Origin of the sequence: Pseudonocardia lacus, from assembly GCF_018531445.1 — a bacterium.
Classification (GTDB): Bacteria; Actinomycetota; Actinomycetes; order Mycobacteriales; family Pseudonocardiaceae; genus Pseudonocardia; species Pseudonocardia lacus.
The window spans coordinates 17,628-44,188 of record NZ_JAHDTH010000042.1 but is presented as its reverse complement, the minus strand read 5'-3'; the positions used below and the strand labels follow the sequence as shown (position 1 = coordinate 44,188).

Genomic DNA, 26,561 nt, shown 5'->3' with positions numbered 1-26,561 from the left:
GGCGACCCGCGTCCGCCCGCTGGCCACCGCCCTCGCCCGCCTCGACCCGGCGCAGCGCGAGCACCACCGGCTCGCCGCGCTCACCGGCGACGCACCCCTGCCCCGCGGCCTGCGGGCGCTGGTGCGCCGGCCCGAGATCGCCCCGGCGCACGCGATGGACGCCGTGGGCCGGGCCGTCCGCCGGGCCATGGGCGAGCTGCACGCCACCGGGGCGCCTGCCCTGACGGTGGTCCGCGACCCCCCGCGCGAGCTGCTGTGCGCGCTGGTCATCGCCGCGACGTGCGCCGGGCCCGCCGACGGCACCGTGCGGTTGACGGCGCCCGGGGCGAGCGCGGTGCCACGGCTTCCCGCCCTCCGACGTCCTCGACGAGCGCGGCCCCTGGCAGCGCGCCCTCCCCGCCGCGGCCGAGCTCGGCGCGCCGGTCGCGGAGTTCGAGCGGCGCCTCGCCGAGCACGGGCTCCTCGCCCCCGCCGCGCTGCTCGGGCGGGGCGGCTGGTCCGCGGTCTGGGGCCGCGCGCACCGCTGACCCCGGCGGGCCTCACGGGGCGGCTGGGCCGATGAGGTCCCAGAGGTTGCCCGCCACGTCCCGGAAGACGACGACCCGACCGTAGGGCTCGGTCCGGGGTTCGCCGCGGAACTCCACCCCGGCCGCGCGCATGTGCTGGTACCTGGCGTCGAAGTCGTCCACGTGCAGGAAGAAGCCGACCCGACCGGCGTGCTGGTCGCCGACCCCGGCGACCTGGCGCTCGCCGTCGGCGCGGGCGAGCAGGATGCCGGTCTGCCCGCCCGGCGGGCGGACGACCACCCAGCGCTTCGGACGGCCGTCGTCGGTGCGCGCGGGCGAGTCCTCGACCAGCTCGAACCCCAGCGCCCGGGTGAAGAAGTCGATCGCGTCGTCGTAGTCGTGCACGAGGACCGCGGAGAGCTGCAGGAAAGCCATGCGTGCACGATGGCAGCCGCGCCCGGGTGCGTCCCGCGTGGCGGGACCCCGCGGACCGGGCCGGCCCGCCATCATCGGCACCGGAGAGCTCGTCCGCGCAGGTGCGGGACAAGGGAGGCGCCATGGACACGCTCGTCGTCGGGGTACCGAGCGAGATCAAGGACAACGAGAAGCGGGTGGCGTTGACCCCCGACGGCGCCGTCGAGCTGGTCCACGGCGGCCACCGGGTGGTGGTGCAGTCCGGGGCGGGCACCGGGTCGCGCTTCCCCGACGACGAGTACGCCGCCGTCGGCGCCGAGATCGCGCCGGACGCCGACGCGGTCTTCGCCGCCGCCGACCTGGTCGTCAAGGTCAAGGAGCCGGTGCCGGAGGAGTACCACCGCTTCCGCGAGGGCCAGCAGCTGTTCACCTACCTGCACCTCGCGGCCGACCGCGGGCTCACCGAGTTCCTGATCGACCGCGGCATCGGCTCGATCGCCTACGAGACGGTGCAGACCGCCGACGGCAGGCTGCCGCTGCTGACCCCGATGAGCGAGGTGGCCGGCCGGATGGCCGTGCAGGCCGCGGCGCACCACCTGGAGAGCCCGGCCGGGGGCGCGGGCATCCTGCTCGGCGGCGTGCCCGGCACCCCCGCGGCCAACGTCCTCATCATCGGCGGCGGCGTGGCCGGCACCGAGGCCGCGAAGATCGCGCTGGGGATGCGGGCGCTCGTGCGCGTCCTGGACACCAACCCGACCCGGCTGGCCTACCTGTCCGACATCTTCGGCGGCCGGCTCGACCTCGTCATGCCCAACCGGGCCCGGACCGCGGCCTACGTCGCCGACGCCGACGTCGTGATCGGGGCGGTGCTGGTGCCCGGCGCGAAGGCCCCGAAGCTGGTCACCCGGGACATGATCGCCGCGATGCGCCCGGGCAGCGTCGTCGTCGACATCGCCATCGACCAGGGCGGCTGCTTCGAGACCAGCCGGCCCACCACCCACTCCGAGCCCACCTACGTCGAGGAGGGCGTCACCCACTACTGCGTGGCCAACATCCCCGGCGCCGTGGCCCGCACCTCGACGCTGGCCCTCACCTCGGCCACGCTGCCCTACCTGGTCACGGTGGCCCGGCACGGGGTGGTCGGCGCCGCGCGGACCGACCCCGCCCTGCGCCACGGCCTGAGCACGCTCGACGGCCGGCTGGCCAGCGAGCCGGTCGCCCGGGCGCACGAGCTGCCCTGCACCGATCCGGCCGACCTGCTCGACGGCCGCTGATCCACGAGCCGGGTCGCAGTGGTGACCGGCTCAGGGCCGGCGCCCGATCCACACCCACCGGGTGGCGCGCACGACGAGGTCGTCGCGGTCGGGCAGGGTGCCGAGCACCGCGTCGAGGGCGGCCAGGTCGTCGGACGGGAGCCGGTCGGCCAGGCCGTGGCGGGCGCGCTGCAGCCCGACCTGGGCGTAGCGCCCGGCCAGCGGGGGCAGCGGGGGTCGCAGCTCGAGGTCGAACCGGCGCTGGCCGTCGACCTCGAAGCCGGCGGCCGTGAGCCGGGCGCCCCAGTCCTCGTCCATGTGCATGCCGTGCTCGTGGCGCATGCGGGCCAGCTCGGCGTGGCAGCGCTCCTCCACGGCCGCACCGGCCGGGTCGGTGAGGAACGTGGGGAACGAGTCCAGCTCGACGATCGCGAAGCGGCCGCCGGGGCGCAGCGCGGCGCGCACGTCGGCGAGCGCGCGGGCCGGGTCGGCCAGGTGGTGCATCGAGGCGGAGGCCCAGACCAGGTCGGCCGGGGCGCCGAGGTCGGGCCAGCCCTGGTCGAGGTCGGCGCGGACGGTGCGGACGCGGTCGGCGACGCCGGCCTCGGCGGCCCGGCGACGCAGGTGCTCGAGGAGGTCCTGGTCCATGTCGAGGGCGGTCACCTGGACCCCGGGCAGCTGCGTGGCCAGGGCCAGGGTGCCGGTCCCGGAGCCGGCGCCGACGTCGACGACGTGCGCCCGGTCGGGGGTCAGCGAACCGACCCAGCCGATCACCTCGCGGTGGAAGTCGTGCAGGACGGCGGCGTCGAGGTCGAGCATCTCGGCCATGTGGTCGTGGGGCTCGTGGGAGGTGTGCGTGTCGTGGTGGTCGTGCGGCATGCCCGCGACGCTACCCGCGTCGTGCAGGATTGGCATATCCTCTTGCGTATGACGCAAGACGGAGAACTGGACGCGTTGGTCCGCCAGCGCATCCGGGGCCTGCGGGTCGCGCGCGGCTGGTCGCTGGACGAGCTCGCCGCCCGCAGCCACCTGAGCCCGTCCACCCTGAGCCGCATCGAGACCGGCCACCGCCGGATCGCCCTCGACCAGCTGGCCCCGCTCGCCCGGGCCCTGGGCACCACGCTCGACCAGCTGGTCGAGTCGGGGCGCGACGAGGACGTCGTCATCCGCCCGCACCGCAACGACGAGCACGGCACGACCACCTGGCTGCTCTCCCGCGAGCACGGCGCGGCGGGCACGACGGTGGTCAAGATGCGCCTGACCCGCCCGGCGCCGACCGAGCTGCGCGTGCACCCCGGCCGCGACTGGTTCACGGTGCTGTCCGGCACGGCGGTGCTACGGCTGGCCGAGCGCACCATCACCGTCCGCACGGGCGAGGCGGCCGCGTTCTCGACGATGGTGCCGCACGCGTTCGGCTGCGCGGGCGGGCCCGCCGAGATCCTCTGCATCCTCGACCACGACGGCCGGCGCACCCACCTGGGCACGCACTGACCACCCGGCCGCGCGGCGCCCATAGCCTGGTGGGGTGCAGTCCGTGAGCGAACCACCCCCCGAGCACGGCCCCGCGGCGCGCGAGGTCGCCGAGGCGGCGCCGACGGTGGGCCGGCTCGAACGCGCGATCGGCCAGCAGGTGCGCCGGCTGCGGCTGGCGGCCGGCATGAGCCTCGCGGACCTGGCGCTGTCCACCGGCATCTCCAAGCCGATGCTGTCCAAGATCGAGAACGCCCAGACGTCGTGCAGCCTGACGACCGTCGCGAGGCTGGCCCACTTCCTGGACGTCCCGGCCACCTCGCTGTTCCGCGACGCCGACATCCCCCGCGAGGCCGTGCACACCCCGGCCGGCCACGGCGCGCGCATCGTGGCCAGGGGCACCCGCATCGGGCACGACTACACCCTGCTGGGCGCCCTGCGCGGGCCGCACAAGCGGATGGAGGCCCACCTGGTCACCCTCACCGAGCGCAGCGAGGAGTTCCCCCTCTTCCAGCACCCCGGCACGGAGCTGCTGTTCATGCTCGACGGCGAGATGGTCTACGGCCACGGCGACTCCAGCTACACCATGCGCCCCGGCGATGCGCTGCAGCTCGATGGTGAAGGGCCGCACGGCCCCCGCGAGCTCGTCGAACTGCCGATCCGCTTCCTGTCCGTGGTGGCCTACGGGGACCTGCGCGAATAGCCGGAGCGCACACCCGAGCGGGCCGGGGCCCCGGCGCGTCACGACGTCCCGTCGTCCGCCCAGGCGCCCACCTGGTCGAGCAGGCGCGCGATCAGGGTGTCGGGAACCGGCCGCCGCGGTTCGAGCACGGCCCGGTAGAGCAGGGGGCCGATCAGCAGCGCCGCGGCGTCGTCGAGGTCGCCGGCCGGACGCAGCTCCCCACTGTGGACAGCCGAGGCCAAGGCCCGGCGGAGCCGGTCGGCCATGGCCGCGGCGAGCCGGTCGCGGCGCTCGGTGATCGCGGGCTGCCACACCGCGCCGTGCAGCAGCGAGGTGGTCACCGCGAGCACGTCGGGCAGGACCAGCTCGTCGGCGAGCACGCGCAGCTGCTGGCGCAACCACGCCCGGACCGGGGTGGTCGGGTCGAGGAAGAACGGCATCGACACACCGGCCATCGCGTCGGTCAGCAGCTGCTCCGGCTGCGGCCAGTGCCGGTAGACGGTGGCCCGCCCGACGCCGGCGCGCGCGGCCACCCGCTGGTGGGTGAGGGCCGCCGGACCCTCCTCGCGCAGCAGGTCCCGCGCGGCGGCCAGGACCGCCGCACGGCTGCGGGTGACGCGGGGGTCCGGGGCATCGGCCATGGCCCGCATCCTATGAGACAAGTTGACTCAGAAGTAGTCGCCGTGCCAGAGTCGATTTATGAGACAAACTGACTCAGAAGCCGCCCGCGTGGTCGTCCTCGGCGCCACCGGGGGCACCGGACGGGCGACCGTCGACACCGCCCTGCGCGCCGGTCACGCCGTCACCGCCGTCGTCCGTCGCGAAGGCGCACTACCTCCCGCACCCGGGCTGGTCGTCGCCGTGCTCCCCGATCCGACCGACGTCGACCGCCTCACCCGCGTCGTCGCCGACCACGACGCCGTCATCAGCGCGCTGGGCCCCACCGCCCGCGGCCCGGTCACGCTGTGCACCGACGCCGTGCGCGCCACGCTCGCCGCGATGCGCGCGACCGGGGTCCGACGGCTCGTCGCCGTCAGCGCCCACGGGGCCGCCGAGAGCCGCGACCGCTCGCTCTACTCGGTGGCGCTGTGGGCGTCGGTCGCGCACAAGATGCGCGACAAGGAGTCGATGGAGGCGCTCATCCGGGCCTCCGACACCGACTGGACGATCGTCCGCCCGGCCGCCCTGCGCGACCGCGCCCCCACCGGCCGCTACCGCACCGGGCCCGACCTGCGCATCGGGCTGACCTCCGCCGTCTCCCGCACCGACCTCGCCGACTTCCTCGTCCGCGAGGCCCTCACCCCCGCCTACCTCCGCGCCACCCCGCGGATCGCGGCGTGAGTGCCGCCGCCACGGCCGACCTGACCGGGCGCACCGCACTCGTGACCGGCGGCACCGGCGGGATGGGCCGCGTCCTGACGACGGAGCTGGCCAGGGCGGGCGCGCACGTCGTCACCACCAGCCGCGACCCCGACCGCGGCGAGGCGCTGCGGCAGCGGATCGCCCGGGAGATCGGCGCCGACCGCGTCGAGGTGCTCACCGGCGATCTCGCCGCCCGGGCCGACCTGCACCGCCTCGCGGCCGAGCTCGCCGCGCGCCACGACGCCCTGCACCTCCTGGTCAACAACGCCGGAGCCCACTTCCGCGAGCGCAGGCTGACCGTCGACGGCGTGGAGGCGCACCTGGCGGTCAACCACCTCGCCGGCTTCACCCTCACCCACCACCTGGCCGACCGGCTGCTCGCCGCGGGCGAGGCCCGGGTCGTCAACGTCGTGTCCGCCGCGATGTCCGACGCCCGCCGGGTGCCCGTGCCGCGGCTCGGCCGCCCGCGACCGGTCTCCCCGGACCTCTCGGCCGTCCGCGACGTGCGCGACATCAACCCCGCCGAGGGCTACGCGCCCTTCACCGCCTACGCCAGGGCCAAGCTGCTGGCCACGATCACCGGCTACGGGTTCGCCGAGCGCTGGCGCGACACCGGGGTGACGGTCAACGCCGTCCACCCCGGCATCGTCAGCACCGGGATCGTCGACGACCTGGTGCCCGCTGTGCTCTCCCCGTTCCGCTCGGTGATCCACCGGCGCCTGCTCACCCCCGAGCAGGGCGCCGCGGCCGCGCTGCGGCTGGCCACCGATCCCGACCTCACGACGACCACCGGGCGCTACTACGTCCGCGACCGCGAAGCGCGCTCCCCCGACACCTCCTACGACCCCGCCATCCGGGCGACGGCGTGGCGGCTCAGCCTCGCCTGGGCGACGGCCGCGCCCTGAGCGGCGCGGCCCTGTCCGGCCCGTCGGTGGGACACCCGACGGGCGAGGCTCAGGCCAGGCCCTTCCGCACCGAGGTCCGGCTGGCGTCGCCGAGCTGGGAGCCCCCGTCGACGTCCAGGATCGCCCCGCTGACGTAGCCGGCCGACGGGCTGCTGAGGAAGATCGCCGCCTCGGCGACCTCCTCGACCTCGCCCCACCGCTTCATCGGGATCCGGGCGTAGTACTCCTCGCGGGCGCTCTCGTCCGGCGCGAGGCGGGCCATGCCCTCCGTGCCGGAGATCGGGCCGGGCGAGATGGCGTTGACCCGCACGTCGGGGCCCCACTCCATGGCCAGCACCCGGACCAGCTGGTTGATCCCCGCCTTGGCCGCGCACGCGTGCGCCTGCAGCGGGGTCGCGTTCACGGCCTGCCCCGCGGTGATCGCGATCAGCGAGGCGCCGGGTGTGCGGAGCAGGTCGTAGCAGCCGCGGAAGACGTTGAACGTGCCGTTGAGGTCGATGTCGACCACCGTGCGGAACGCGTTCGCCGACATCTGCGCCGCCGGGGCCAGGAAGTTGCCCGCCGCGCCGGACACCACGACGTCGAGCGGTCCGAGCTCGCCCGCCACCCGCTCCATCACGGCGCGGATGGCGGCGTAGTCGCGCACGTCGGCCGAGAGCCCGAGCGCACCGGCGCCGATCGACCCCGCCGCGGCCGCGGCCTTGTCCGGGTCGCGGCCGGCCACCGCCACCCGGGCGCCGAGCTCGGCGAACCTGCGGGCGATGCCGAGGTTGATGCCGCTGGTGCCGCCGGCCACGAACACCGTGCGGTCGGCCATCAGGCCGTCGCTGAACGCGCTCACGAGTTGTCCTCCCCATCGAGTCGCGATCAGCAGAGGTGAAAGTGATGTCGATGTCAAGTCGGGTCCGGGAGGGCACCGGGCCGGCAACGCGGGCCGCGCCCCTACCGGTTGTGGGTTCCCACAGCCGGGAACGGCGCCGTGCGTCCCGCGTGCTCCGCACCGCGACCGCCCTCGGCCGCTGCGTCATCGCCGCCGCGGTCGTCGTCGACCCGCGTGACCCTCCGACCAGCGGCTTCGCCGAGGTACCGGCATCGGAGCCGGCCTCGCCACCGCGCTCGGTCAGCCCGAGAGCACGGACCGTAGCGGTGTGGGCGGGCACAACCGCCCAGAACCCGGTCCTTGCCCGTGCGCTCGTCGGTCGGCGACCGTGCGCGGGCCGACGACGAGGAGGCGAACGATGGGGTTCACCAGCAGCGACAGCACGTACTCCGACATCCGCATCGAGGAGCCGGAACCGGGCATCACCGTGCTCACCCTGACCCGCCCCGAGCGGATGAACGCGGTGCGGTTCGAGACGCACGACCAGATCGCCGACGCGGTGGGGTCGCTGCGCACCCGAGCGCTCGTGATCACCGGCGAGGGGCGCGGGTTCTGCGCGGGCGACGACGTCGTCGACATCTTCAACAACGGCGAGGGCGACGGCGTCGACATGGGCGCGGACCCGGCCCTGGACAGCACCTCGCGGCTGCTGCTCAGCCGCGACTACCCGATCATCGCCGCGGTCAACGGGCCGGCGGTGGGCTACGGGATGGGCCTGGCGCTGATGGCGGACCTGCGCGTCGCCGCGCGGACCGCCAAGTTCGCCGAGCTCTACATCCGACGCGGCCAGGCGGCCGACGCGACCGGCTTCGGCCGGCTCTGGCAGCTGATCGGGCGGGAGCGGGCCACCTGGATGCTGCTGACCGGCGAGATGATCACCGCGGAGCAGGCCGCGGAGTGGGGCCTGGTGCTGGAGGTCGTGCCGGAGGGGCAGGCGCTGGAACGGGCGCTGCAGGTGGCCCGCACCGTCGCCGGCCAGCCGCCGCTGGTCGTCGAGGCCTCCAAGCAGGCGATGCGCCGGGTGTCGGACCCGGACTGGGAGCGCTTCGGCGACTGGCTCGGACCGGTCCACGCCAGGCTGTTCCGCACCGAGGACCACCGCGAGGCCGTGCGCGCCTACCTCGAGCGCCGCGACCCGGCGTACCAGGGCCGGTGAGCGCCGTGCCGGAGATGCAGGACTTCCCCGACATCCTCGACCGACTCGCCCGGGAGCGCCCCGACCAGGTCGTCCAGCGGCTGGTGCGCCTCGACGGCGGGGTCGAGACCATGACCTACGCCCGGCTGCGCCGCGACGCCACCCGCCTCGCGCACGCCTTCGCCGACCGCGGCGTCGGGCAGGGCTCGGTGGTGGCCGTGGCGCTGCCGCTGGGGCGCGCCCACAACGCCTCGGTGTTCGCGGCCTGGCAGCTCGGGGCCACCGTGCTGCCGCTCAACGCCCGCATCCCCGAGTGGGAGCTCGTCCGCCTGGTCGAGACGGCGGCACCGCGGCTCGTCGTGGGCGACGTGGCCGTCGAGGCGCTCGGCTCGGCCGACGTGCTCGCCGTGCTCGACGACGGCGACGACACCCCGCTGCCGACCCGGGTCGCCGACCCGGTGATCGTCTTCCCGTCCGGCGGCTCGACCGGCGTCCCGAAGCTGATCAGCGCGTTCGGCGCCGCGCAGATGGTCCCCGGCTACTCGCTGGGCGAACTGGGCGTGCAGCTGGGCTACCGGCTCGACCAGCCCGTGCTGCTGGCCACGCCGGTGTTCCACAGCATCGGCTTCATCGTCACCTACTACGGCACGCTCGAAGGCCGGGAGGTCACCGCGCTGGAGCGGTTCACCCCGGAGGCCTTCCTGGACGCGGTCGAGCGGTTCCGCCCGGAGATCACCACGTTGGTGCCGACGATGATGGCCCGGGTCCTCAAGGTGCCCGGCGTCGAGAAGCGCGACCTCAGCTCGTTGAAGACGCTCATCCACGCCGGCGGCGCGTGCCCGGAGTGGGTCAAGCGCGGCTGGATCGACCTGATCGGCCCCGAGCGGCTCTACGAGTTCTACACCTCGACCGAGCAGGTCGGGTTCACGATCATCCGCGGCGACGAGTGGCTGGAGCACCCGGGCACCGTCGGGCGGGCCACCGAGTGCGCGGTGAAGATCGTCGGCGAGGACGGCCGGACGCTGGGCCCCGGCGAGACCGGCGAGGTCTACATGCGGGCCAACGGCCGGACCGAGCCGCGCTACCGCTACATCGGCCGCGACCTCGGCCCGGTCGACGACGAGGGCTACGCCAGCGTCGGCGACCTGGGGTCCCTCGACGAGGACGGCTACCTCACCATCGTCGACCGCCGGCTGGACATGATCGTCACCGGTGCGGCCAACGTGTTCCCGGCCGAGGTCGAGGCGACGATCAGCGAGATGGCCGAGGTCGGCGACGTCGCGGTCATCGGCCTGCCCGACGGCGAGTGGGGCAGGCGCGTGCACGCGGTCGTCGAGCCGCTGGCCGGCGCGACGGTGACCGCGGAGGCCGTGCGGGCGCACTGCAAGGCCTCGCTGATGCCCTACAAGGTGCCCAAGACGATCGAGATCGTGCGGGCGCTCCCCCGCAACGAAGCGGGCAAGCTGCGCCGCAGCGCGCTCGTGGCCGAGCGGGAGCGGCCGTGACGACAGGAGCGGCCGTGACGATCGGGGTCGACGAGTTCACCGAGCGGGCGCGGGCGTTCCTCGACGCGTCGGCCGCGCCTGCGCCCGACCGCGCCGCCCGGTGGGGCGAGGGCAGCGACGACGTCGGCCTGTTCGACAACAGCGCCGATCGCGCCGACTCCCCCGCCGTGCTCGCCGCGCGGTCGTGGCAGGCGACGAAGTTCGCCGCCGGCTACGGCTGGATCACCGGACCGCGCGACCTGGGCGGCAGTGCGCTGCCGATCGAGCACGACGTGGCGTTCAGCAGGCTGGAGGACCGCTACGCCATCCCCGACCCGACGATCCTCAGCGTCGGGCTGCACATGGTGCGCCCGACCGTCGCCCGGTGGGCGCAGCCCGGGGTGCGCGAGTCGGTCGGGCGCGGGCTGGCGAGCGCGGACGTCGTGGGCTGCCAGCTGTTCTCCGAGCCGGAGGCCGGCTCCGACCTGGCCGCCATCCGCACGACGGCCCGCCGTGACGGCGACGGCTGGGTCGTCGACGGGCAGAAGATCTGGACCTCGCACGGGCACCTGTCCGACGTCGGCCTGCTGCTGGCCCGCAGCGACCCGGCCGCGCCGCGGCACCGCAACCTGACGATGTTCCTGGTGGACATGTCCTCGCCCGGGGTCGACGCGCGCCCGATCCGCCAGGCCACCGGGGCCGAGGGCTACAGCGAGGTCTTCTTCGACGGCGTGCGCGTCCCCGACTCGCACCGCCTCGGCCCGGTCGGCGAGGGCTGGCAGGTCGCCGTGTCGACGCTGATGAACGAGCGGCTCTCGATCGGCAGCGGCCGGTCGAACCGGACGGTCGACCTGGCACTGCTGATGGAGCTGGTGCGCCGCCACGGCGACGGCTCGGCGCTGACCAGGGACCTGGCCGCGCGGGCCTACGTGGCGCAGCGGCTGTCCGAGCGGTTCGCCGCGAGCTGCGCCCAGGAGGTGCTCGACGGCGGGTCGCCCGGCCCGCGGTTCTCCCTCGGCAAGGTGCTGCTCGTCGAGTCGCTCAACCGCACGGCGGAGCTGGTCGACCACGTCCTCAGCGGCCGCGCCGTCGCCGACACCACCGAGTGGGGCACCTACGCCTGGCACCTGGTCGGCCTGGAGATCCCCGCCTACAGCGTCGGCGGGGGCAGCGACGAGATCCAACGCACCATCGTCGCCGAGCGCGTGCTGGGCCTGCCCAAGGCCTGACCGCCCCGCCGCCGACCCACCCCCCTTCACGGCCGGAAGCGAGCCCGATGACCCACACCCTGACCGTCGAGCAGCAGGACATGCGCACATCCGTGCGCGACTTCCTCGCCGACCGCTCCACCACCGCCGACGTGCGCCGGGCGATGGACCTGCCCGACCGCTTCGACCCCGCCCTCTGGCGGGCCCTGGGCACCGACCTGGGGCTCACCGGGCTGGCCGTCCCCGAGGAGCACGGCGGCCTGGGGCTCGGCCACCGCGAGCTCGCCGTCGTGCTGCGCGAGATGGGCGCCGCCCTGCTGTGCGCGCCGTACTTCTCCAGCTCCGTGCTGGCCGTGCAGGCGCTGCTCGCGGTGGGCGACGCGGGCGCCCGGCGGGACCTGCTGCCCGGCATCGCGGACGGCTCGACCATCGCCACCGTCGCCCTCCCCGAGCAGCCCGCCGCCGACTGGGACCTGGCCAACGTCGCGATGCGGGCGGCGCCGGCCGGGGACGGGCACCGGCTGACCGGCACGAAGCTCTTCGTCCCCGACGGCCAGGCCGCGACGGTGCTGCTCGTCGTCGCGCGGGACGGGGACGACCTCGCCCTGTTCGCCGTCGAGGCGGCGGCCGACGGCGTCACCCGCACGCCGCTGGAGGTCCTCGACCTCACCCGCCCGCAGTCCCGCGTGGACCTCGACGGCGCCGCGGCCCGGCGGCTGGGCTCCGGGGACGCGACCGCGGCCCTGACCCGGGCGCTGCGGTCCTCGGCGATCGCGCTGGCCGCCGAGCAGGTCGGCGCCGCCGAGCGGTGCGTCGCGACCAGCGTCGCCTACGCGAAGCAGCGCGTGCAGTTCGGCCGGCCGATCGGCTCCTTCCAGGCGGTCAAGCACCGGATCGCCGAGGGGCACGCCGCGGTCGAGGCGGCCGCGGCCGCGGTCACCCACGCCGCGGCGCTCGCCGACACCCATGGCGACACCGACGACGATGCCGGGCTGCCGATCGCCGCCCACATCGCCAAGGCATCGGCCACCGACGCGCTCTCCCGCGTCGCGGCCGACTGCGTGCACGTCCACGGGGGCTTCGGCTTCACCTGGGAGTGCGACGCGCAGCTCTACTTCAAGCGGGCCAAGTCCTCGGCCCAGCTCCTCGGCGGGGCCGCGCACCACCGCGCCCTGCTGGCCGACCACATCGGCGTCTGAGCGGTCCCCGAACGGTTCCGCCCGACCTGCTCTGCACCTTCTCGAAATCCCCCATTTTTCTGTGCGATGCCCGCTGCCCGCAGCAGGGCCGACTGCTACCGAAGGAGATAGCGGTGACGAATTCTCGTGGACGGCGTCCGGTGATCCGGGCACTCGTGGGAATGCTGTGCGTGACATTGGGTGCGGCGGGCTGCGCGGGCGGTGGGGAGTCCGACGACGACTCCACCGCGGGCCTGACCGGCGAGCCGGTCAAGGTCATGACGATCGCGCCGGTCAACTCCCAGACCCTCTCGTTCCCCGGGTACCACGACATCGCCCAGGTGTACGAGAAGTGGGTCAACGCCAACGGCGGGATCAACGGCCGGCCCTACGAGGTCGTCCTGTGCGACGACCGCAACGACCCGAACCAGGCCGCCAAGTGCGCCCGCGAGGCGGTCGACGAGGGCGTCGTGGCGGTCACCGGCAGCTACACCGCCTTCGGCGACAAGATCGTGCCCGTGCTGGCCGACGCCGGCATCGCGTTCCAGCCGGCCACGCCGCAGACCCCCGCCGAGTTCTCCGGCACCAACGTGTTCCCGACCAGCGCGGGCGGGCTGGGCATGGTCCTGGGCCAGGGCGCGCTGGCCGGCTCGATGTGCGACAGCCCGGCCATCGTCACGGTGGCCAACCCGGCCGAGCAGTCCACCGTCAACTGGATCACCTCGGGGCTGGCCAGCCAGGGCAAGCAGCCGCTGCGCCACGTCTCGGTCCCCGCCGAGCCCGGCGACTACAGCGCCCAGGTCTCCGAGGCCGTCGCCGGCGCCGACTGCCTGGTGACGAACATGGGCCAGGCCAACTACAGCGCCCTCATCCCGGCGCTGCAGCAGGCCGGGGTCGACGTGCCGCTGATCGGCCACTCCACCTTCGACGACAGCGTCGTGTCGAAGTTCCCGGACTACCTGGAGGGCTCGGCCCGCGCGTTCAACTACGCCCCGAGCGGCGAGGACGGCCCCGAGCTGGCGACCTACCGCGAGGCCATCGCCCAGTACGGCGAGGGCAAGCAGTTCCTGTCGCTGGCGATCGGCGGCTGGGCGGGCCACACCGTGTTCACCAACATCGCCAAGGCCATCGACGGCGACATCACCGCCGAGACGGTCATGGCGCAGATGAACAAGACCACCGACGTCGACTCCGGCGGTCTCACCACCCCGATGGACTACACCACGCCGTGGGACGCCCCGGGCGCGGAGAACTTCGCCCGGCTGTTCGGCCGCTCGACCGGCTTCCAGACCGTCAGCGGCGGGAAGCTCGTCGCCACGGACGGCAAGTTCCACGACCAGACCAAGACGTTCTTCGGCCAGCCGAACCCGGACGCGGCCCCGAGCGCGGGGTGATCGCATGTACCCCGGAATCTACGCGAAGACCTCACCGTCGGCCGTCGCCCAGACCTACGTGCCCAGCGGCCACACCGTCACCTGGGCCGACCTGGACGCCGGCTCGAACCGGCTGGCCCACCTGCTGCGCAGGCGCGGGCTGACCGTCGGCGACGGCGTCGCCATCCTGATGGGCAACCGACCCCCGTTCCTCGACATCACCTGGGCCGCGCAGCGCTCGGGCCTGTACTACACGACGCTCAGCCCGCGGCTGACCGCAGCCGAGGACGCCTACATCGTCGGCGACTGCGCGGCCAAGGCGCTGGTCGTCGAGGCGTCGGCACCCGCGGCCGCCGAGCTGCTCGCGCTGTGCCCCGGCGTCGAGGTGGCCCTGGTCGTGGGCGGCGAGCTGGACGGCTACGAGTCCTACGACGACGCCGTCGCGGACATGCCCACCACGCCGATCGACGACGAGACCGACGGGCGCGAGCTGCTGTACTCGTCGGGCACGACGGGCCGGCCGAAGGGCATCAAGCGCCCGCTCACCGGGCTGCACCCCGCCGAGCTGCAGGGCCCGCTGCGGGAGCTGTTCCAGGGCCCGCACTACGACATCGGCCCGGACACGGTCTACCTGTCCACCGCGCCGCTCTACCACTCCGCGCCGATCGTGTTCTCGATGATGGTCCAGCGCCTGGGCGGGCAGGTCGTCACGCTGGAGAAGTTCGACCCCGAGCTGGCCGTGGACACCCTCGACCGCTACCGCATCACCCACAGCCAGTGGGTCCCGACGATGTTCGTCCGGATGCTGCGCCTGCCCGAGGAGGTCCGGGCCCGCTACGAGGGCGGGACCCACCGGATCGCGCTGCACGCCGCCGCGCCCTGCCCCCGCAACGTCAAGGAGCAGATGCTCGACTGGTGGGGCCCGATCATCAACGAGTACTACTCGGCCACCGAGATGATCGGCTCGACGTTCACCACCGCCGAGGAGTGGCTCGCGCACCCGGGCACGGTGGGCCGCGCGGTCATGGGCGAGCTGCACATCCTCGGCGACGACCACGAGGAGGTGCCGACCGGGGAGACCGGCGAGGTCTGGTTCTCCGGCGGGCCGACCTTCGAGTACCACAACGACCCCGAGAAGACCGCCCGCGCCTACGACGACAAGGGCTGGGCGACGGTCGGCGACCTGGGCCACGTCGACTCCGAGGGCTACCTCTACCTCACCGACCGCAAGAACTTCACGATCATCAGCGGTGGGGTCAACATCTACCCGCAGGAGATCGAGGACGCCCTCATCACCGATCCGCGGGTCCTCGACGTGGCGGTGTTCGGCGTGCCGAACGAGGAGTTCGGCGAGGAGGTCAAGGCCGTCGTCCAACCCGTCGACGGCGTCGGCGGCGACGAGCTGCGCGACGACCTGCTGGCCCTGTGCCGGCGGGAGCTGGCCGGCTACAAGCAGCCGCGCAGCCTGGACTTCCGGCCCGAGCTGCCGCGCGACCCCAACGGGAAGCTCTACAAGCGGCTGCTGCGCGACGAGTACCTCCAGAAGGAGCGGGCGTGACCCAGACCAGCACCGAGTTCGGATCCATCCTCGTCGAGCGGCGCGGGACCACCGGGATCATCACGCTGAACCGGCCCGAGCGGCTCAACGCCTACCACCAGGACATGGGTCGCGAGATCGACCGCGCGCTCACCGCGTTCGACGACGACCCGGGCGTGCGCGCGATCGTCGTCACCGGGGCCGGGCGGGCGTTCTGCGCCGGCCAGGACCTCTCCGGCGACACCCCCTTCGGCGCCTACGACGACGACGACGCCCTCGCCGACGGCTACGGCGACCAGGGCCTGGCGCTGGACTTCGCCGACCTGCGCACCCCGTTCATCGCGGCCATCAACGGCCACGCCGTCGGCGTCGGGATCACCTTCCCGCTGCTGGCCGACATCCGGATCGTCGCCGAGGACGCCAAGATCGGCTTCGTCTTCGTCCGGCGGGGGGTGGTGGCCGAGGCCAACGCCCACTTCGTGCTGCCGAAGCTGGTCGGGCTGCCCAACGCGCTCGACCTGCTGATGACCGGCCGGATGATCAGCGGGCGGGAGGCGGTCGAGCTCGGGCTCGCCAAGGCCGCCGTCCCGGCCGACCAGGTGCTCGACAAGGCCCTGGAGATCGCCGACGACATCGGCCGCAACACCGCCCCGACCGCGGTGGCCGGCACCCGCCGGCTCGCCTACCTCTCGGCCGGGTTCCACGGCGCCGGGGAGGCCGTGGCCCGGGAGAGCCGCGTGTTCGCCTGGATGACCCGCCAGCTCGACGCGACCGAGGGGATCGAGGCCTTCCTGGAGAAGCGCGACCCGGTCTGGCGGGGCGACGGGCGGGTGCCCGAGCACATCCTGCCGCCGGTCGCGGGCGGGACCGGCGGATGAGCGCGACCGGCACCGCCGCCCCGCCCGTCGAGACGCTCGACTCCTTCCTGGAGCGCGGGCTCGCCCTGCTCGAATCCCGCTCCCGGCGGCGCAGCGAGCAGGCCAGGACCTGGGGTGAGGGCAGCGACGACGTCAACCTGATCGACGACGGCGCCGACGGGCCCGACGCCCCCGACGTGCTGGCGGCCCGGGCCTGGCAGGCCCGCAAGCTCGACGCCGGCTTCGGCTGGGTCACCGGACCGCCCGAGCTCGGCGGGGCGGGCCTGCCGACCCACTACGAGACCGCGTTCAAGAACCTGGAGGCCGGGTTCGACCTGCCCGACCCCAGCATCCTGGCGGTCACCCTGCACATGGTCCTGCCGACCGTCGTGCGCTGGGCGTCCGCGCAGCTGCGCGACGCGCTCGCCCCGCGGCTGGCCCGCGCCGAGACCGTGTCCTGCCAGCTGTTCTCCGAGCCGGAGGCCGGCTCGGACCTGGCCGGCATCCGCACCAGCGCCGTGCGCGACGGCGGGGACTGGGTGGTCAACGGCCAGAAGATCTGGACCTCCGGGGCGCACTTCTCCGACATCGGGCTGATCGTCTGCCGGACCGACCCCGACGGCCCCCGCTACCGCAACCTGACGGCGTTCATCGTCGACATGCACGACCCCGGTGTCGAGGTCCGCCCGATCCGCCAGCTGACCGGGCACTCGTCGTTCAACGAGGTCTTCCTGACCGACGTGCGCATCCCGGACACCCACCGCCTCGGCGAGCCGGGCCAGGGCTGGGCGGTGATCATCTCGACGCTGATGAGCGAACGCTCCTCGATCGGCACCGGCAACTCGACCAAGACCGTCGACCCCGGGATGCTGCTGGAACTGGTGCGCCGCCACGGCGACGGCAGCGCGCTGACCCGCGACCTGACCGCCCGCGCCTACACGGCGTCGCGGCTGGTGGAGCGGTTCGGCGAGCGGTGCGCCGAGGAGCTGCGCTCCGGCAGCGACCCCGGCCCCCGGTTCTCGATCGGCAAGATCCTGCTGGTCGACGCCCTGCGCCGAACCAGCGAGCTGATCGAGCACGTGCTGGGCCCGCGGATCGTCGCCGACACCGGCGAGTGGGGCACGTTCGCCTGGTCGATCGTCTCGCTCGAACAGCCCTCGTTCGGCATCGGCGGGGGCACCGACGAGATCCAGCGCAACATCGTCGCCGAGCGCGTACTCGGCCTGCCGAAGGACCGGTCGTGATGGAGGAGGTCATCCGGTTCGCGCTGCTGGGCCTGGGCCTGGGCGCGCTGTACTCGCTGGCCGCGTTCGGCCTGATCGCGGTCTACCGCGGCTCGGGCGTGCTGAACTTCGCGCACGGCGCCATCGGCATGGTCGGCGCCTACGTCGCCTGGGAGGTCCGCGTCGAGCAGGGCCTGCCGTTCGGGGTCGCGCTCGTCGTCGGCATCCTCGCCTCGGCCGTGCTGGGCGCGCTGACCTACGCGCTGATCATGCGGCCACTGCGGCGGGCCTCCCCCATCGCCCGCACCGTGGCGACGCTGGGCGTGCTCATCGTCCTGCAGTCAGCGGCCGTGCTCCGCTACGGCAACGACACGACGTTCGTGGAGAACGAACTGCCCGCGGACGTGCTGCGGCTGTTCGGCGACGTGGTCATCTCCGCCGACCGGATCGTGCTGCTGGCCATCGCGGCGGCGCTGTGCCTCGGGTTGTGGGCGCTCTACCGGTTCACCATGTTCGGTCGGGCGACCTCGGCGGTGGCCGAGAACGAGCGCGCCGCCGCGGCACTGGGCCGCTCGTCGGACCGCATCGCCGCGCTGAACTGGGCGCTCGGTTCGGCGCTCGCCGGACTGGCCGCCATCCTCGTCTCGCCGATCGTGACCCTGCAGGCGATGAGCATGACGACGCTGGTGCTGGCGGCGATGGCCGCCGCGCTCATCGCCGGCTTCCGGTCGTTCCCGGTCGCGTTCGCCGCGGGCATGCTCGTCGGGATCCTGCAGACCGAGGCCGACCGCTTCGTCGACCAGCCCGGTTTCGCCCGCTCGGTGCCGTTCGTGCTGATCGTCATCGTGATGCTCGTGCGGGGCCGCGACCTGCCGCTGCGCGACTTCTTCCTGCAGCGGCTGCCCTCGGTCGGCACCGGCCGGGTGCGGCCGGTGCCCGTGCTGATCGCGATCGCGGTCGCCGTCGCGCTCATCCTGACGCTGAAGACGAGCTGGGTCGACGGCCTGGTGATGACCTTCGGCGTGGCCTGCGTACTGCTCTCGATCGTCGTGCTGACCGGCTACACCGGCCAGCTCTCGCTGGCCCAGTTCGCGCTGGCCGGGTTCGGGGCCTGGGTGGCCTCGACGCTGGTGGCCGCGGCCGGGCTGCCGTTCTGGCTGGCCGTGCTGCTCGGCGTGCTGGCCACCGTGCCGCTGGGGGTGCTCTTCGCGCTGCCGGCGGTGCGCTCGCGGGGCATCCAGCTGGCGATCGTGACGCTCGGGCTCGGCACCGCCATCCAGCTGATGCTGTTCAACAACGGCGACTACACCGGTGGCTTCCAGGGCACCGAGGTCGGCACGCCGACGCTGTTCGGCCTGGAGATCGACGCGGTCGGCCACCCCGAGCGGTACGCCCTGTTCGCGCTGGCCTGCTTCGTGGTGTGCGCGCTCGTCGCGGCCAACCTGCGCCGCGGCCGCACGGGCAGGCGCCTGCTGGCCGTGCGGACCAACGAGCGGGCCGCGGCGGCGCTGGGCATCGGGGTGCGCGCGGCCAAGCTGTACGCCTTCGGCGTCTCGGCCGCGTTCGCCGCGCTCGGCGGCATCCTGATCGCCTTCCGCGACAGCTCGATCTTCTTCACCCAGTTCGACGCGCTGAAGTCGATCACCGCGGTCGGGTTCGCGGTGATCGGCGGGGTCGGCTACCTGGCGGGTCCGCTCATCGGCGGCACGCTCGCCCCGGGCGCGATCGGGACCAACATCTCCGACGCGATCTTCTCCGGGGTGGCCCAGTACCTCGAGCTGATCAGCGGCGCCATCCTCATCCTGCTGGTCCTGCAGAACCAGGACGGCATGGCCCGCGAGGCGATCGGCCAGCTCCGCTGGGTCGGGACGAAGATCGGCGGGCTGGTCGGGCGGACCCGCGCCCCGGTGGCGCCCACCCGGCTGCCCCCGGCGTCGGGGGTGCGCGACCGGATGGCGCCCAAGCGCCTGGAGGTCGAGGGCCTCACCGTTCGGTTCGGTCGGACCACCGCCGTCGACGACGTGTCGCTGGCCGTCGAGCCCGGCCGGATCGTCGGGCTGATCGGCCCGAACGGGGCCGGCAAGACGACGTTCATCGACGGCGTCACCGGGTTCGTCGCCCCGGCCGCCGGCGCGATCCGCCTCGACGGGCAGGTGATCGACCAGTGGGACGTCGCCCGCCGGTCGCAGGCCGGGTTGAGCCGGTCGTTCCAGTCGCTGGAGCTGTTCGAGGACCTCACGGTGCTGGACAACCTGCGAGCCGCCTCCGACCCCCGCGACGGGCTGTCCTACCTGCGCGACCTGGTGTACCCCGTGGCGGCCCCGCTGCCCGGCCCGGTCCTGGCCGCGATCGAGGAGTTCGGCCTGGCCGGCGACCTCGACGAGGTCGTGGAGAACCTGTCCTACGGCAAGCGCAGGCTGCTGGCCATCGCCCGGGCCGTGGCCACCGGTCCGAGCGTGCTGCTGCTCGACGAGCCGGCCGCCGGGCTGGGGTCGGCCGAGACGGCCGAGCTCGGCCAGCTCGTGCGACGCCTGGCCGCCGACTGGGGCATGGGGATCCTCGTGATCGAGCACGACGTCACGTTCGTGATGTCGACCTGCGACGAGATCGTCGTCCTCGACTTCGGCGCGACGATCGCCGCCGGGCCGCCGGAGGACGTGCGCAACGACCCTGCCGTCATCTCGGCCTACCTCGGTGGCGACGCCACAGCGGAACCCACCGCGCAGCCCACACCGCAACCCACATCGGAACCCACAGCGGCGACGGCCGGGAGGGACGACTGATGGCGGTCCTGCTCGAAGCGCGCGGCCTGCGCGCCGGCTACGGCGGTCGCCCCGTCGTGACCGACCTCGACCTGCGGGTAGGCGAAGGCGAGGTGGTGGCCCTGCTCGGCGCGAACGGCGCCGGCAAGACCACGACCCTGCTCACCGTGTGCGGTGAGCTGCCCACGATCGGCGGGGAGGTCCTCATCGACGGCGCCCCCGCGCGCGGCCCGCTGTTCCGGCGCGCCCGCAACGGCCTGGGCCTGGTCACCGAGGAGCGCTCGATCTTCCGGGCGCTGACCGCGCGTGACAACATCGCGCTCGGCGGCTGCGGCGTCGACGACGTGCTCGCGCTGTTCCCCGAGCTGGAGTCGCGGCTGGACGTGCGGGCGGGCCTGCTCAGCGGCGGGGAGCAGCAGATGCTCGTGCTCGGCCGGGCGCTGGCCCGGCGACCGCGGCTGCTGCTGGCCGACGAGCTGTCGCTGGGGTTGGCCCCGCTCGTCGTCGAGCGCCTGCTGGCGGCGGTCCGGCACGCGGCCGAGACCCGCGGGACGGGCGTGCTGCTGGTGGAGCAGCACGTGCGCAAGGCCCTGCGGTACGTGGACCGGGTCTACGTCATGCGGCGCGGGACCGTGGAGATGGCCGTGGACGCCGAGGAGGCCCGCGAGCGCCTCACCGAGATCGAGGGGCTCTACCTGTCGACCGGGAGTTGACCTATCGTCGGTGGTCAGGCGGCTGTCGTCGCTGGTGGGAGGGTCATGACCGAGCTGATGGTGCCGCTGGCGGCGCCGACCGGCGTCGCGCGCCGGATCCAGGACCACCGGTCCAGCAGGTCCACGGCCCGCGTCGTGGAGGCGTTCAGCCGGGTCGCCGGCGCGATGATCGCCGAGCGTCCCCTCGACGAGGTGCTGCACCTGGTCGTCGACCAGATCACCCGGCTGGTCGGCGTCCGCCGGGGCACGATCTACCTCGGCGACGAGGAGTCCGGGCGCTACCAGGGGCGCGTCGGGCAGGACTCCCGCCACCACGCCACCGACGCCGCCGTGCGCCGGCTGACGATGGGCCTGCCCGGCGACCGCTTCACCCAGGAGATCCTGGCCAACCGCCGGGCGCTGGTCGTGGCCCGCGCCGACACCGACGAGCGGCTGTTCCGGTACATGGTCAAGGCGTTCGGCGTCCGCTCGATCATGGGCGTGCCGATGCTGCTGCGCGGGCGGGTGATCGGCATCTTCACCCTCGACGACGAGGACCGCCGGCACGTGTTCACCGACGCCGAGCGCGACATCGCCTCGGCGTTCGCCGAGCTCTCCGCGGTCGCGGTGGCCCAGTGCCGCACGACCGCGGAGCTGCGCGAGTCGCTGGCCGCGCAGGCCAAGCAGAACCAGCAGCTGCGCCACGCCGCCGCGATCGATGCCCGGCTGACCGAGCTGGTGGTGGCCGGGGCGAGCCTGCGCGAGGTCGCCCAGGGCATCACCGACCTCACCGGCAAGCCGTGCGCGGTGCACGACGCCGAGCACAACCTGCTGGTGTCGGCCTCCCCGCCGCTCGGCGAGCCGGTCGTCCCGCGGCTGCTGGAGCCGGGGGTCCGCGACCACCCCCAGGTCCGCGAGGCGCTGCAGCGCGCCACCGGCCGGCAGAGCGTGATCGTCGAGCCGGCGCCGGCGATCGGGCTGCGCTGGCGCTGCCTCGTCGCGCCGATCGTCGTGCGCGAGCAGCGCTACGGCACGCTCGTGCTCCTGGAGCACGGCGGCCGGTTCACCGCGCAGGACACGGTGGTGAGCAGGCGCGCCGCGACCGTGCTGGCGCTCGGGCTCAGCGCCGAGCGCCGCGCCGCGGCCGCCGAGACCGACGCCCGCGCCACGCTGCTGGCCCAGCTCGTCACCGGCGCGGCCGATCCGGTCGTCGCGACCCGGCGCGCCGAGGCCGTCGGCCTCGACCCGGACCACCGTCGCCACCTCTGCCTGCTGGCCCCCGCCGACGCCGCCACCACGCTGCCCGACGCGCACCGCGTCATCGACGTCCTGGAGGCGCACGGCGGCCGCCAGACCGTGGCCTGCACGGTCCCGGACGGCGTGCTGGTCGCCGTGTCCGCCGAGGGCCGCACGGCGACCGACCTGCTCGCGCACGCGCTGCCCCGGCTGCAGCTGGGCGGGCGGGTGCGGGCGGTCGTGTCCTCGGAGTTCACCGGCATCCGCGGCTTCGCCCGCGCCCACGCCGAGGTCCGCGACGTCGTGGCCTGCGTGGCGCGCTTCGACGGCGGCGGCGCACCATCGGTGCTCTCGGCCGAGCGGCTGGGGTCGGCGCGGTTCTTCCTGCGCGGCATGAACCGCAACGACGCCGACGACCTCATCGACCGCGTGCTCGGCGCGGTCCTGGCCGGTGAGCAGGCCGACCAGCTGATCACCACCGCCGAGGCCTGGTTCGCGCTGACCCGCAGCGTCCGCCGCACCGCCGACTGGCTCGGGGTGCACGAGAACACGGTGCGCAACCGGCTCGAACGCCTCGAGCAGCTCAGCGGGCTCGCGGTGCGGACCGACGCGGACGCCCAGGTCGACGTCCGGCTCGCCCTGCTGGTGCTGCGCATGCGGGGCGCGCTGGCCCACCTCCCGGACCCGTGGGAGCGGGCGCCGGACCACGACAGCTGACGAGCGGATCAGCTCCGGCGCAGCCGGCGGCGCAGCAGCTTGCCCGTCACCGAGCGCGGCAGCGCGCTCACGATCTCGACCTCGCGCGGGTACTTGTAGGCGGCCATCCGGCCGCGGCAGTAGTCGATCAGCTCGGCCTCGCTCGCGGCACCGCCCGGCCGCAGGGCGACGTAGGCCCGGGTGGACTGGCCGCGGTAGTCGTCGGCGATCGCGACGACCGCGGCCTCGCCGACCGCGGGGTGCCCGGCGAGCACCTGCTCGACCTCGTGCGGCCAGATCTTGAAGCCGGCCGCGTTGATCAGGTCGGTGCTGCGGTCGACCACGTAGAACCAGCCGTCGGCGTCCACGAAGCCGACGTCACCGGTCCGCAGCGCCCCGTCGACGAACGCGGTGGCCGTCTCGTCCGGCCGGCGCCAGTAGCCCGGCGCGATCTGCGGGCCCGCGCTGACCAGCTCACCGATCTGCCCGGGCGGCAGGGCGCGCCCGTCGTCGTCCACGACGCGCACCACGGTGTCGGCGACCGGCACGCCCACCGACAGGACCCCGGTGTCGCGGTCGACCGGCGCCCGGGTCCCCCGCGGAACCATGTGCGTGGGCGAGGAGGCCTCGGTCTGGCCGTAGACGTTGTGGATGTAGCGACCGAGCAGCGCCTCCAGCCGGTCGGCGACCTCCGGGACGAGCGGGGAGCCGCCCGAGCACAGCAGCCGCAGCGGGGCCAGGTCGGCCGCCGACAGGCCCGGCTGCTCGGCCAGCGCGATGTAGGCGGTGATCGGGGCGACGGTGAAGGCCGGCCGCCACCGTCGGATCGCGTCGAGCACCACCCCGGGGTGGAATCGGTGGGTCAGCACGACGGGCGACCGGACGGCGAACCCGAGCAGCAGGGCACCCACCAGCCCGGTCACGTGGAACACGGGGGCCATCGCCAGTACCGGCTCGCCCACCTCCAGGCCCGTCCACGTCCGGTAGGTCCGCGCGTTGAAGGCCAGGTTGCCGTGCGTGAGGACCGCGGCCTTGGGCTCGCCGGTCGTGCCCGAGGTGGGAGCGAGGACGGCGGCGTCGCGGGCCGCGGGCGACCGGCGGGCGGGACCCGGCCCGGAGAACGACGCGACCAGCGCACCCAGGTCGAGCGCGTCGCCGGGGCGGCGACGGCCGGCGCCGGCGAAGAGCCGGGCGTCGGTGCGCGTCTGCTGGTCCAGCGGCGAGACCGTGACGACGGTGTGGATGCCCACGTCGCCCTGGCGCAGCACCTCGCGGACCACGTCCTCGTAGAGGTCGTCGAGGGCCAGCAACGCGGCCGGGGCGTAGTCGCGCAGGGCGAAGTCGAGCTCGCCCGCCTTGCTCATCGGGCTGATCAGCGCGGCGATGCCGCCGGCCTTCCAGGCGGCGAGCAGGCCCACCACGAAGGCGGGGTTGTTCTGCAGGTACAGCGCGAGCCGGTCGCCCTCGCCGAACCCGCGGGCGACCAGCAACGCGGCGAGGGCGTCGGAGGCGTCGTCGAGCTCGGACCAGCTGAGCGTCGTGTCGAAGTAGTGCAGGGCCGGCCCGGCCGGGTCGGCGTGCACCGCGGCGGTGAAGAGGGCGAGGGGCGACTCGGCCGTTGGGGCATCGGGCGCTGAGGTCGGCCGCACCCGGCGGAGTCTACGGTCAGCGGCCGGGCCCCTACGATGTTCAGCGTGCCTGAACAACCGGTGGGGGGAGCGGGGGTCCGGCTCGCCCGCAGGCGGGCCGGCCTCACCCTCCGCCAGCTCGCCGCCGACCTCGGCGTCAGCGCGGGGACGATGAGCGCCATCGAGAACGGCAAGGTCGGCCTCACCGTCGACCGGCTGCAGCGCATCGCCCAGCGCCTCGGCGTCACCGCCGGTGAGCTGCTCGAACCGACGGCGCCACCCCGGCCAGGGCCGCCGCCGGTGGGGCCGCCGCCCTCCCCCGCGTCGAGCTGGCGCGAGTTCGGGCCGCTGGCCCTCGACCCCGTGCTGGGCTCCGCGGTGGAGGTGTTCAACGAGACGGGCTACCACGGCGCGACGATGCGGGTCATCGCCACCGGCGCCGGCATCAGCATCGCCGGGATGTACCACCACCACCCGAGCAAGCAGCTGCTCCTCGTCGCCCTGCTCGACCTCGCCCTGGCCGACCTGCACCGGCGCGTCACCGCGGCGCACGACGAGGCCGACGCGCCGGCGCGGGCGCTGGCGAACGCGGTCGAGGCGCTCGCCCTCTTCCACCTCGAACGCGCGGAGCTGGCCCACCTGGTCCTCACCGAGATGCGCAGCGTCGAGGAACCCCACCGCACCCGGCTCGCGGGCGTCCGGCGCCGGGTGCAGGACGTGCTCGACGCGGCCGCCGCGCGCGTCGCCGGCCCCGGGGCGGGCGACGACCTGCCCACGGTCACCCGGGCCATCACGACGATGTGCCTCGCCCTGCCCTACTGGTCGCACGAGGCCGGCCCGCGCGGCCCGGCCGACGCGGCGCGGCTCGCGGCCCGCTACGCCGCCCTCGCCCTGGACATGCTGCGACCCGACCGTCCGGAGGCCGAAGTTCAGCCCTACTGAACTCCGCGGGCGCCCCGAGCCCGTCCCCGGCCGGCCTCCGCTGTCAGCTGTCCGACCAGGTGGTCGGGGTTGACGCGGCGGTCACCCTGACGCATCATCCGGATCTCGAACCGACCGAACGTTCTGACGATCCGTGCCCCTGTTCCGCCCCGCGGAGGAGACGACGATGTCCGAAGCCCCAGCCATGCGCGAACTCCTCGGTGAGGACGCCCCGAAGAACTGGGGCAAGTGGGGCCCCGACGACGAGCTCGGCGCCCTGAACTACCTCGACGCCGCCGAGGTGCTCCGCGGTGTCCGGCACGTCCGGTCGGGCGAGGTGTTCACCCTGCAGATCCAGATGGGCCGCACCGAGAGCCCTGGCGACCCCATCTGGCCGGGCCGCAAGCCGATGTCGCGGCAGAACGAGCTCGACGAGTCCACCTGGGACCGCGACGACGCCCCGGCCTTCCCCGGTGGGCTGCACTACGCCGACGACACCGCCCAGATCTTCCTGCAGGGCTCGACGCAGTACGACGCGCTCGGCCACGTCTGGTACGACGGCCAGCTCTGGAACGGCTACGACGCCCGCACCACCATCGGCGCCATGGAGAAGGCCTCGGTGCTGCCGATCGCCGAGAAGGGCGTCGTCGGTCGGGGCGTACTGATCGACATGGCCCGCCACCGCGGCAAGCCGTGGCTCGACAAGGGCGAGACGTTCGACCACAACGACCTCGAAGCCGCCGCGCGGCAGCAGGGCGTCGAGATCGAGCCGCACGACGTGCTCGTCATCCGCACCGGGTGGATGAAGTACTGGTACGAGCTCGACGACGCGGAGAAGTTCTACGAGGGCTTCATCGAGCCGGGCCTGACCTACTCCCGCGAGCTCGTCGAGTGGTTCCAGCAGCGGGAGATCCCGAACCTGGTCACCGACACGATCGCCAACGAGGTCACCGCCGACCCGAACTCCGGGGTCGCGCTGCCGCTGCACTGCGCCCTCATGCGCAACCTCGGGGTCACCCTCACCGAGATCGCCTGGCTCGACGACCTCGCCGACGCCTGCGCCGCGGACAACCGCTGGTCGTTCCTCTACGCGGCCGCGCCGCTGAAGGTCGTGCACGGCACCGGCGCCCCGGTCAACCCGATCGCGATCCGCTGACCG

Annotated in this window: 24 protein-coding genes; 19 read left to right on the top strand and 5 right to left on the bottom strand. The window is 74.2% G+C overall.

Going from position 1 to position 26,561, the window contains the following annotated elements:
- A partial coding sequence (locus KIK08_RS12005) for a hypothetical protein (protein ID WP_214403154.1) occupies positions 1-562 on the top strand: 562 nt, incomplete at its 5' end.
- On the opposite strand, the gene KIK08_RS12000 is transcribed toward KIK08_RS12005, so the two are convergent.
- The gene (locus tag KIK08_RS12000) at positions 540-941 is read right to left on the bottom strand and encodes a VOC family protein (RefSeq protein WP_214403153.1); all 402 of its coding nucleotides are present in this window, start codon (positions 939-941) and stop codon (positions 540-542) included. The genes KIK08_RS12005 and KIK08_RS12000 overlap by 23 nt on opposite strands.
- A gap of 122 nt (positions 942-1,063) precedes the next feature.
- Between KIK08_RS12000 and ald the strand changes: the two genes are divergently transcribed.
- Positions 1,064-2,194 carry an alanine dehydrogenase gene (ald, locus tag KIK08_RS11995; RefSeq protein WP_214403152.1) on the top strand — a complete coding sequence of 377 codons (1,131 nt, stop codon included), beginning with the start codon at positions 1,064-1,066 and terminating at the stop codon, positions 2,192-2,194.
- Between the two features lie 30 nt (positions 2,195-2,224).
- Here ald and KIK08_RS11990 read toward each other — a convergent pair whose 3' ends face one another.
- The gene (locus KIK08_RS11990) at positions 2,225-3,052 is read right to left on the bottom strand and encodes a class I SAM-dependent methyltransferase (RefSeq protein ID WP_214403151.1); all 828 of its coding nucleotides are present in this window, start codon (positions 3,050-3,052) and stop codon (positions 2,225-2,227) included.
- Positions 3,053-3,100: 48 nt separating this feature from the next.
- On the opposite strand from KIK08_RS11990, the gene KIK08_RS11985 reads away from it, so the two are divergent.
- On the top strand, positions 3,101-3,664 hold the full coding sequence (locus KIK08_RS11985; RefSeq protein WP_214403150.1) for a helix-turn-helix domain-containing protein: 564 nt from the start codon (positions 3,101-3,103) through the stop codon (positions 3,662-3,664).
- Positions 3,665-3,707: 43 nt separating this feature from the next.
- Entirely contained in the window at positions 3,708-4,346 is a 639-nt protein-coding gene (locus KIK08_RS41660) for a helix-turn-helix domain-containing protein (protein ID WP_308257594.1), read from the top strand.
- Between the two features lie 38 nt (positions 4,347-4,384).
- Here the strand turns inward: KIK08_RS41660 and KIK08_RS11975 are convergent, their stop codons facing one another.
- Complete coding sequence (locus KIK08_RS11975) at positions 4,385-4,966, bottom strand: TetR/AcrR family transcriptional regulator (protein ID WP_214403148.1); 582 nt, start codon at positions 4,964-4,966, stop codon at positions 4,385-4,387.
- Positions 4,967-5,054: 88 nt separating this feature from the next.
- Between KIK08_RS11975 and KIK08_RS11970 the strand changes: the two genes are divergently transcribed.
- Both KIK08_RS11970 and KIK08_RS11965 read left to right on the top strand, forming a co-directional pair.
- Complete coding sequence (locus KIK08_RS11970) at positions 5,055-5,666, top strand: NAD(P)-dependent oxidoreductase (protein WP_214403147.1); 612 nt, start codon at positions 5,055-5,057, stop codon at positions 5,664-5,666.
- A complete protein-coding gene (locus KIK08_RS11965) occupies positions 5,663-6,592 on the top strand; it encodes an SDR family NAD(P)-dependent oxidoreductase (RefSeq protein WP_214403146.1) in 930 nt (309 codons plus the stop codon). The genes KIK08_RS11970 and KIK08_RS11965 overlap by 4 nt, the downstream gene beginning before the upstream one ends.
- 49 nt (positions 6,593-6,641) lie before the next feature.
- Here the strand turns inward: KIK08_RS11965 and KIK08_RS11960 are convergent, their stop codons facing one another.
- Positions 6,642-7,433: an SDR family oxidoreductase gene (locus KIK08_RS11960; protein ID WP_214403145.1), complete on the bottom strand. Its 792-nt coding sequence runs from the start codon at positions 7,431-7,433 to the stop codon at positions 6,642-6,644.
- A gap of 397 nt (positions 7,434-7,830) precedes the next feature.
- On the opposite strand from KIK08_RS11960, the gene KIK08_RS11955 reads away from it, so the two are divergent.
- The 11 genes from KIK08_RS11955 (at position 7,831) to KIK08_RS11905 (ending at position 22,874) form a co-directional block, all read left to right on the top strand.
- Entirely contained in the window at positions 7,831-8,628 is a 798-nt protein-coding gene (locus KIK08_RS11955) for an enoyl-CoA hydratase/isomerase family protein (protein WP_214403144.1), read from the top strand.
- A gap of 14 nt (positions 8,629-8,642) precedes the next feature.
- Positions 8,643-10,112 carry an AMP-binding protein gene (locus tag KIK08_RS11950; RefSeq protein WP_250556835.1) on the top strand — a complete coding sequence of 490 codons (1,470 nt, stop codon included), beginning with the start codon at positions 8,643-8,645 and terminating at the stop codon, positions 10,110-10,112.
- A 14-nt stretch (positions 10,113-10,126) separates the two neighbouring features.
- Positions 10,127-11,320, top strand: coding sequence for an acyl-CoA dehydrogenase family protein (locus KIK08_RS11945; protein WP_214403142.1), 1,194 nt, complete (start codon positions 10,127-10,129; stop codon positions 11,318-11,320).
- A 47-nt stretch (positions 11,321-11,367) separates the two neighbouring features.
- Positions 11,368-12,498 (top strand): acyl-CoA dehydrogenase family protein, encoded by a 1,131-nt coding sequence (locus KIK08_RS11940; RefSeq protein WP_214403141.1) that lies wholly within the window; start codon positions 11,368-11,370, stop codon positions 12,496-12,498.
- A 170-nt stretch (positions 12,499-12,668) separates the two neighbouring features.
- Complete coding sequence (locus KIK08_RS11935) at positions 12,669-13,871, top strand: ABC transporter substrate-binding protein (protein WP_214403140.1); 1,203 nt, start codon at positions 12,669-12,671, stop codon at positions 13,869-13,871.
- Positions 13,872-13,875: 4 nt separating this feature from the next.
- Positions 13,876-15,408: an acyl-CoA synthetase gene (locus KIK08_RS11930; RefSeq protein WP_214403139.1), complete on the top strand. Its 1,533-nt coding sequence runs from the start codon at positions 13,876-13,878 to the stop codon at positions 15,406-15,408.
- A complete protein-coding gene (locus tag KIK08_RS11925) occupies positions 15,405-16,265 on the top strand; it encodes an enoyl-CoA hydratase-related protein (RefSeq protein ID WP_214403138.1) in 861 nt (286 codons plus the stop codon). Before KIK08_RS11930 ends, KIK08_RS11925 begins: the two co-directional genes overlap by 4 nt.
- Positions 16,262-17,488: an acyl-CoA dehydrogenase family protein gene (locus tag KIK08_RS11920; RefSeq protein ID WP_214403137.1), complete on the top strand. Its 1,227-nt coding sequence runs from the start codon at positions 16,262-16,264 to the stop codon at positions 17,486-17,488. Before KIK08_RS11925 ends, KIK08_RS11920 begins: the two co-directional genes overlap by 4 nt.
- Positions 17,488-20,250, top strand: coding sequence for an ABC transporter permease subunit (locus KIK08_RS11915; protein ID WP_250556831.1), 2,763 nt, complete (start codon positions 17,488-17,490; stop codon positions 20,248-20,250). The genes KIK08_RS11920 and KIK08_RS11915 overlap by 1 nt, the downstream gene beginning before the upstream one ends.
- A complete protein-coding gene (locus tag KIK08_RS11910; RefSeq protein WP_214403135.1) occupies positions 20,250-20,942 on the top strand; it encodes an ABC transporter ATP-binding protein in 693 nt (230 codons plus the stop codon). The genes KIK08_RS11915 and KIK08_RS11910 overlap by 1 nt, the downstream gene beginning before the upstream one ends.
- Positions 20,943-20,987: 45 nt before the next feature.
- Entirely contained in the window at positions 20,988-22,874 is a 1,887-nt protein-coding gene (locus tag KIK08_RS11905) for a helix-turn-helix domain-containing protein (RefSeq protein WP_214403134.1), read from the top strand.
- A gap of 8 nt (positions 22,875-22,882) precedes the next feature.
- Here KIK08_RS11905 and KIK08_RS11900 read toward each other — a convergent pair whose 3' ends face one another.
- Positions 22,883-24,502: a class I adenylate-forming enzyme family protein gene (locus KIK08_RS11900; RefSeq protein WP_214403133.1), complete on the bottom strand. Its 1,620-nt coding sequence runs from the start codon at positions 24,500-24,502 to the stop codon at positions 22,883-22,885.
- A 45-nt stretch (positions 24,503-24,547) separates the two neighbouring features.
- Between KIK08_RS11900 and KIK08_RS11895 the strand changes: the two genes are divergently transcribed.
- Positions 24,548-25,423 (top strand): TetR family transcriptional regulator, encoded by an 876-nt coding sequence (locus KIK08_RS11895; protein WP_214403132.1) that lies wholly within the window; start codon positions 24,548-24,550, stop codon positions 25,421-25,423.
- A gap of 166 nt (positions 25,424-25,589) precedes the next feature.
- The gene (locus KIK08_RS11890; protein WP_214403131.1) at positions 25,590-26,558 is read left to right on the top strand and encodes a cyclase family protein; all 969 of its coding nucleotides are present in this window, start codon (positions 25,590-25,592) and stop codon (positions 26,556-26,558) included.
- The last annotated feature ends 3 nt before the right edge of the window (positions 26,559-26,561 follow it).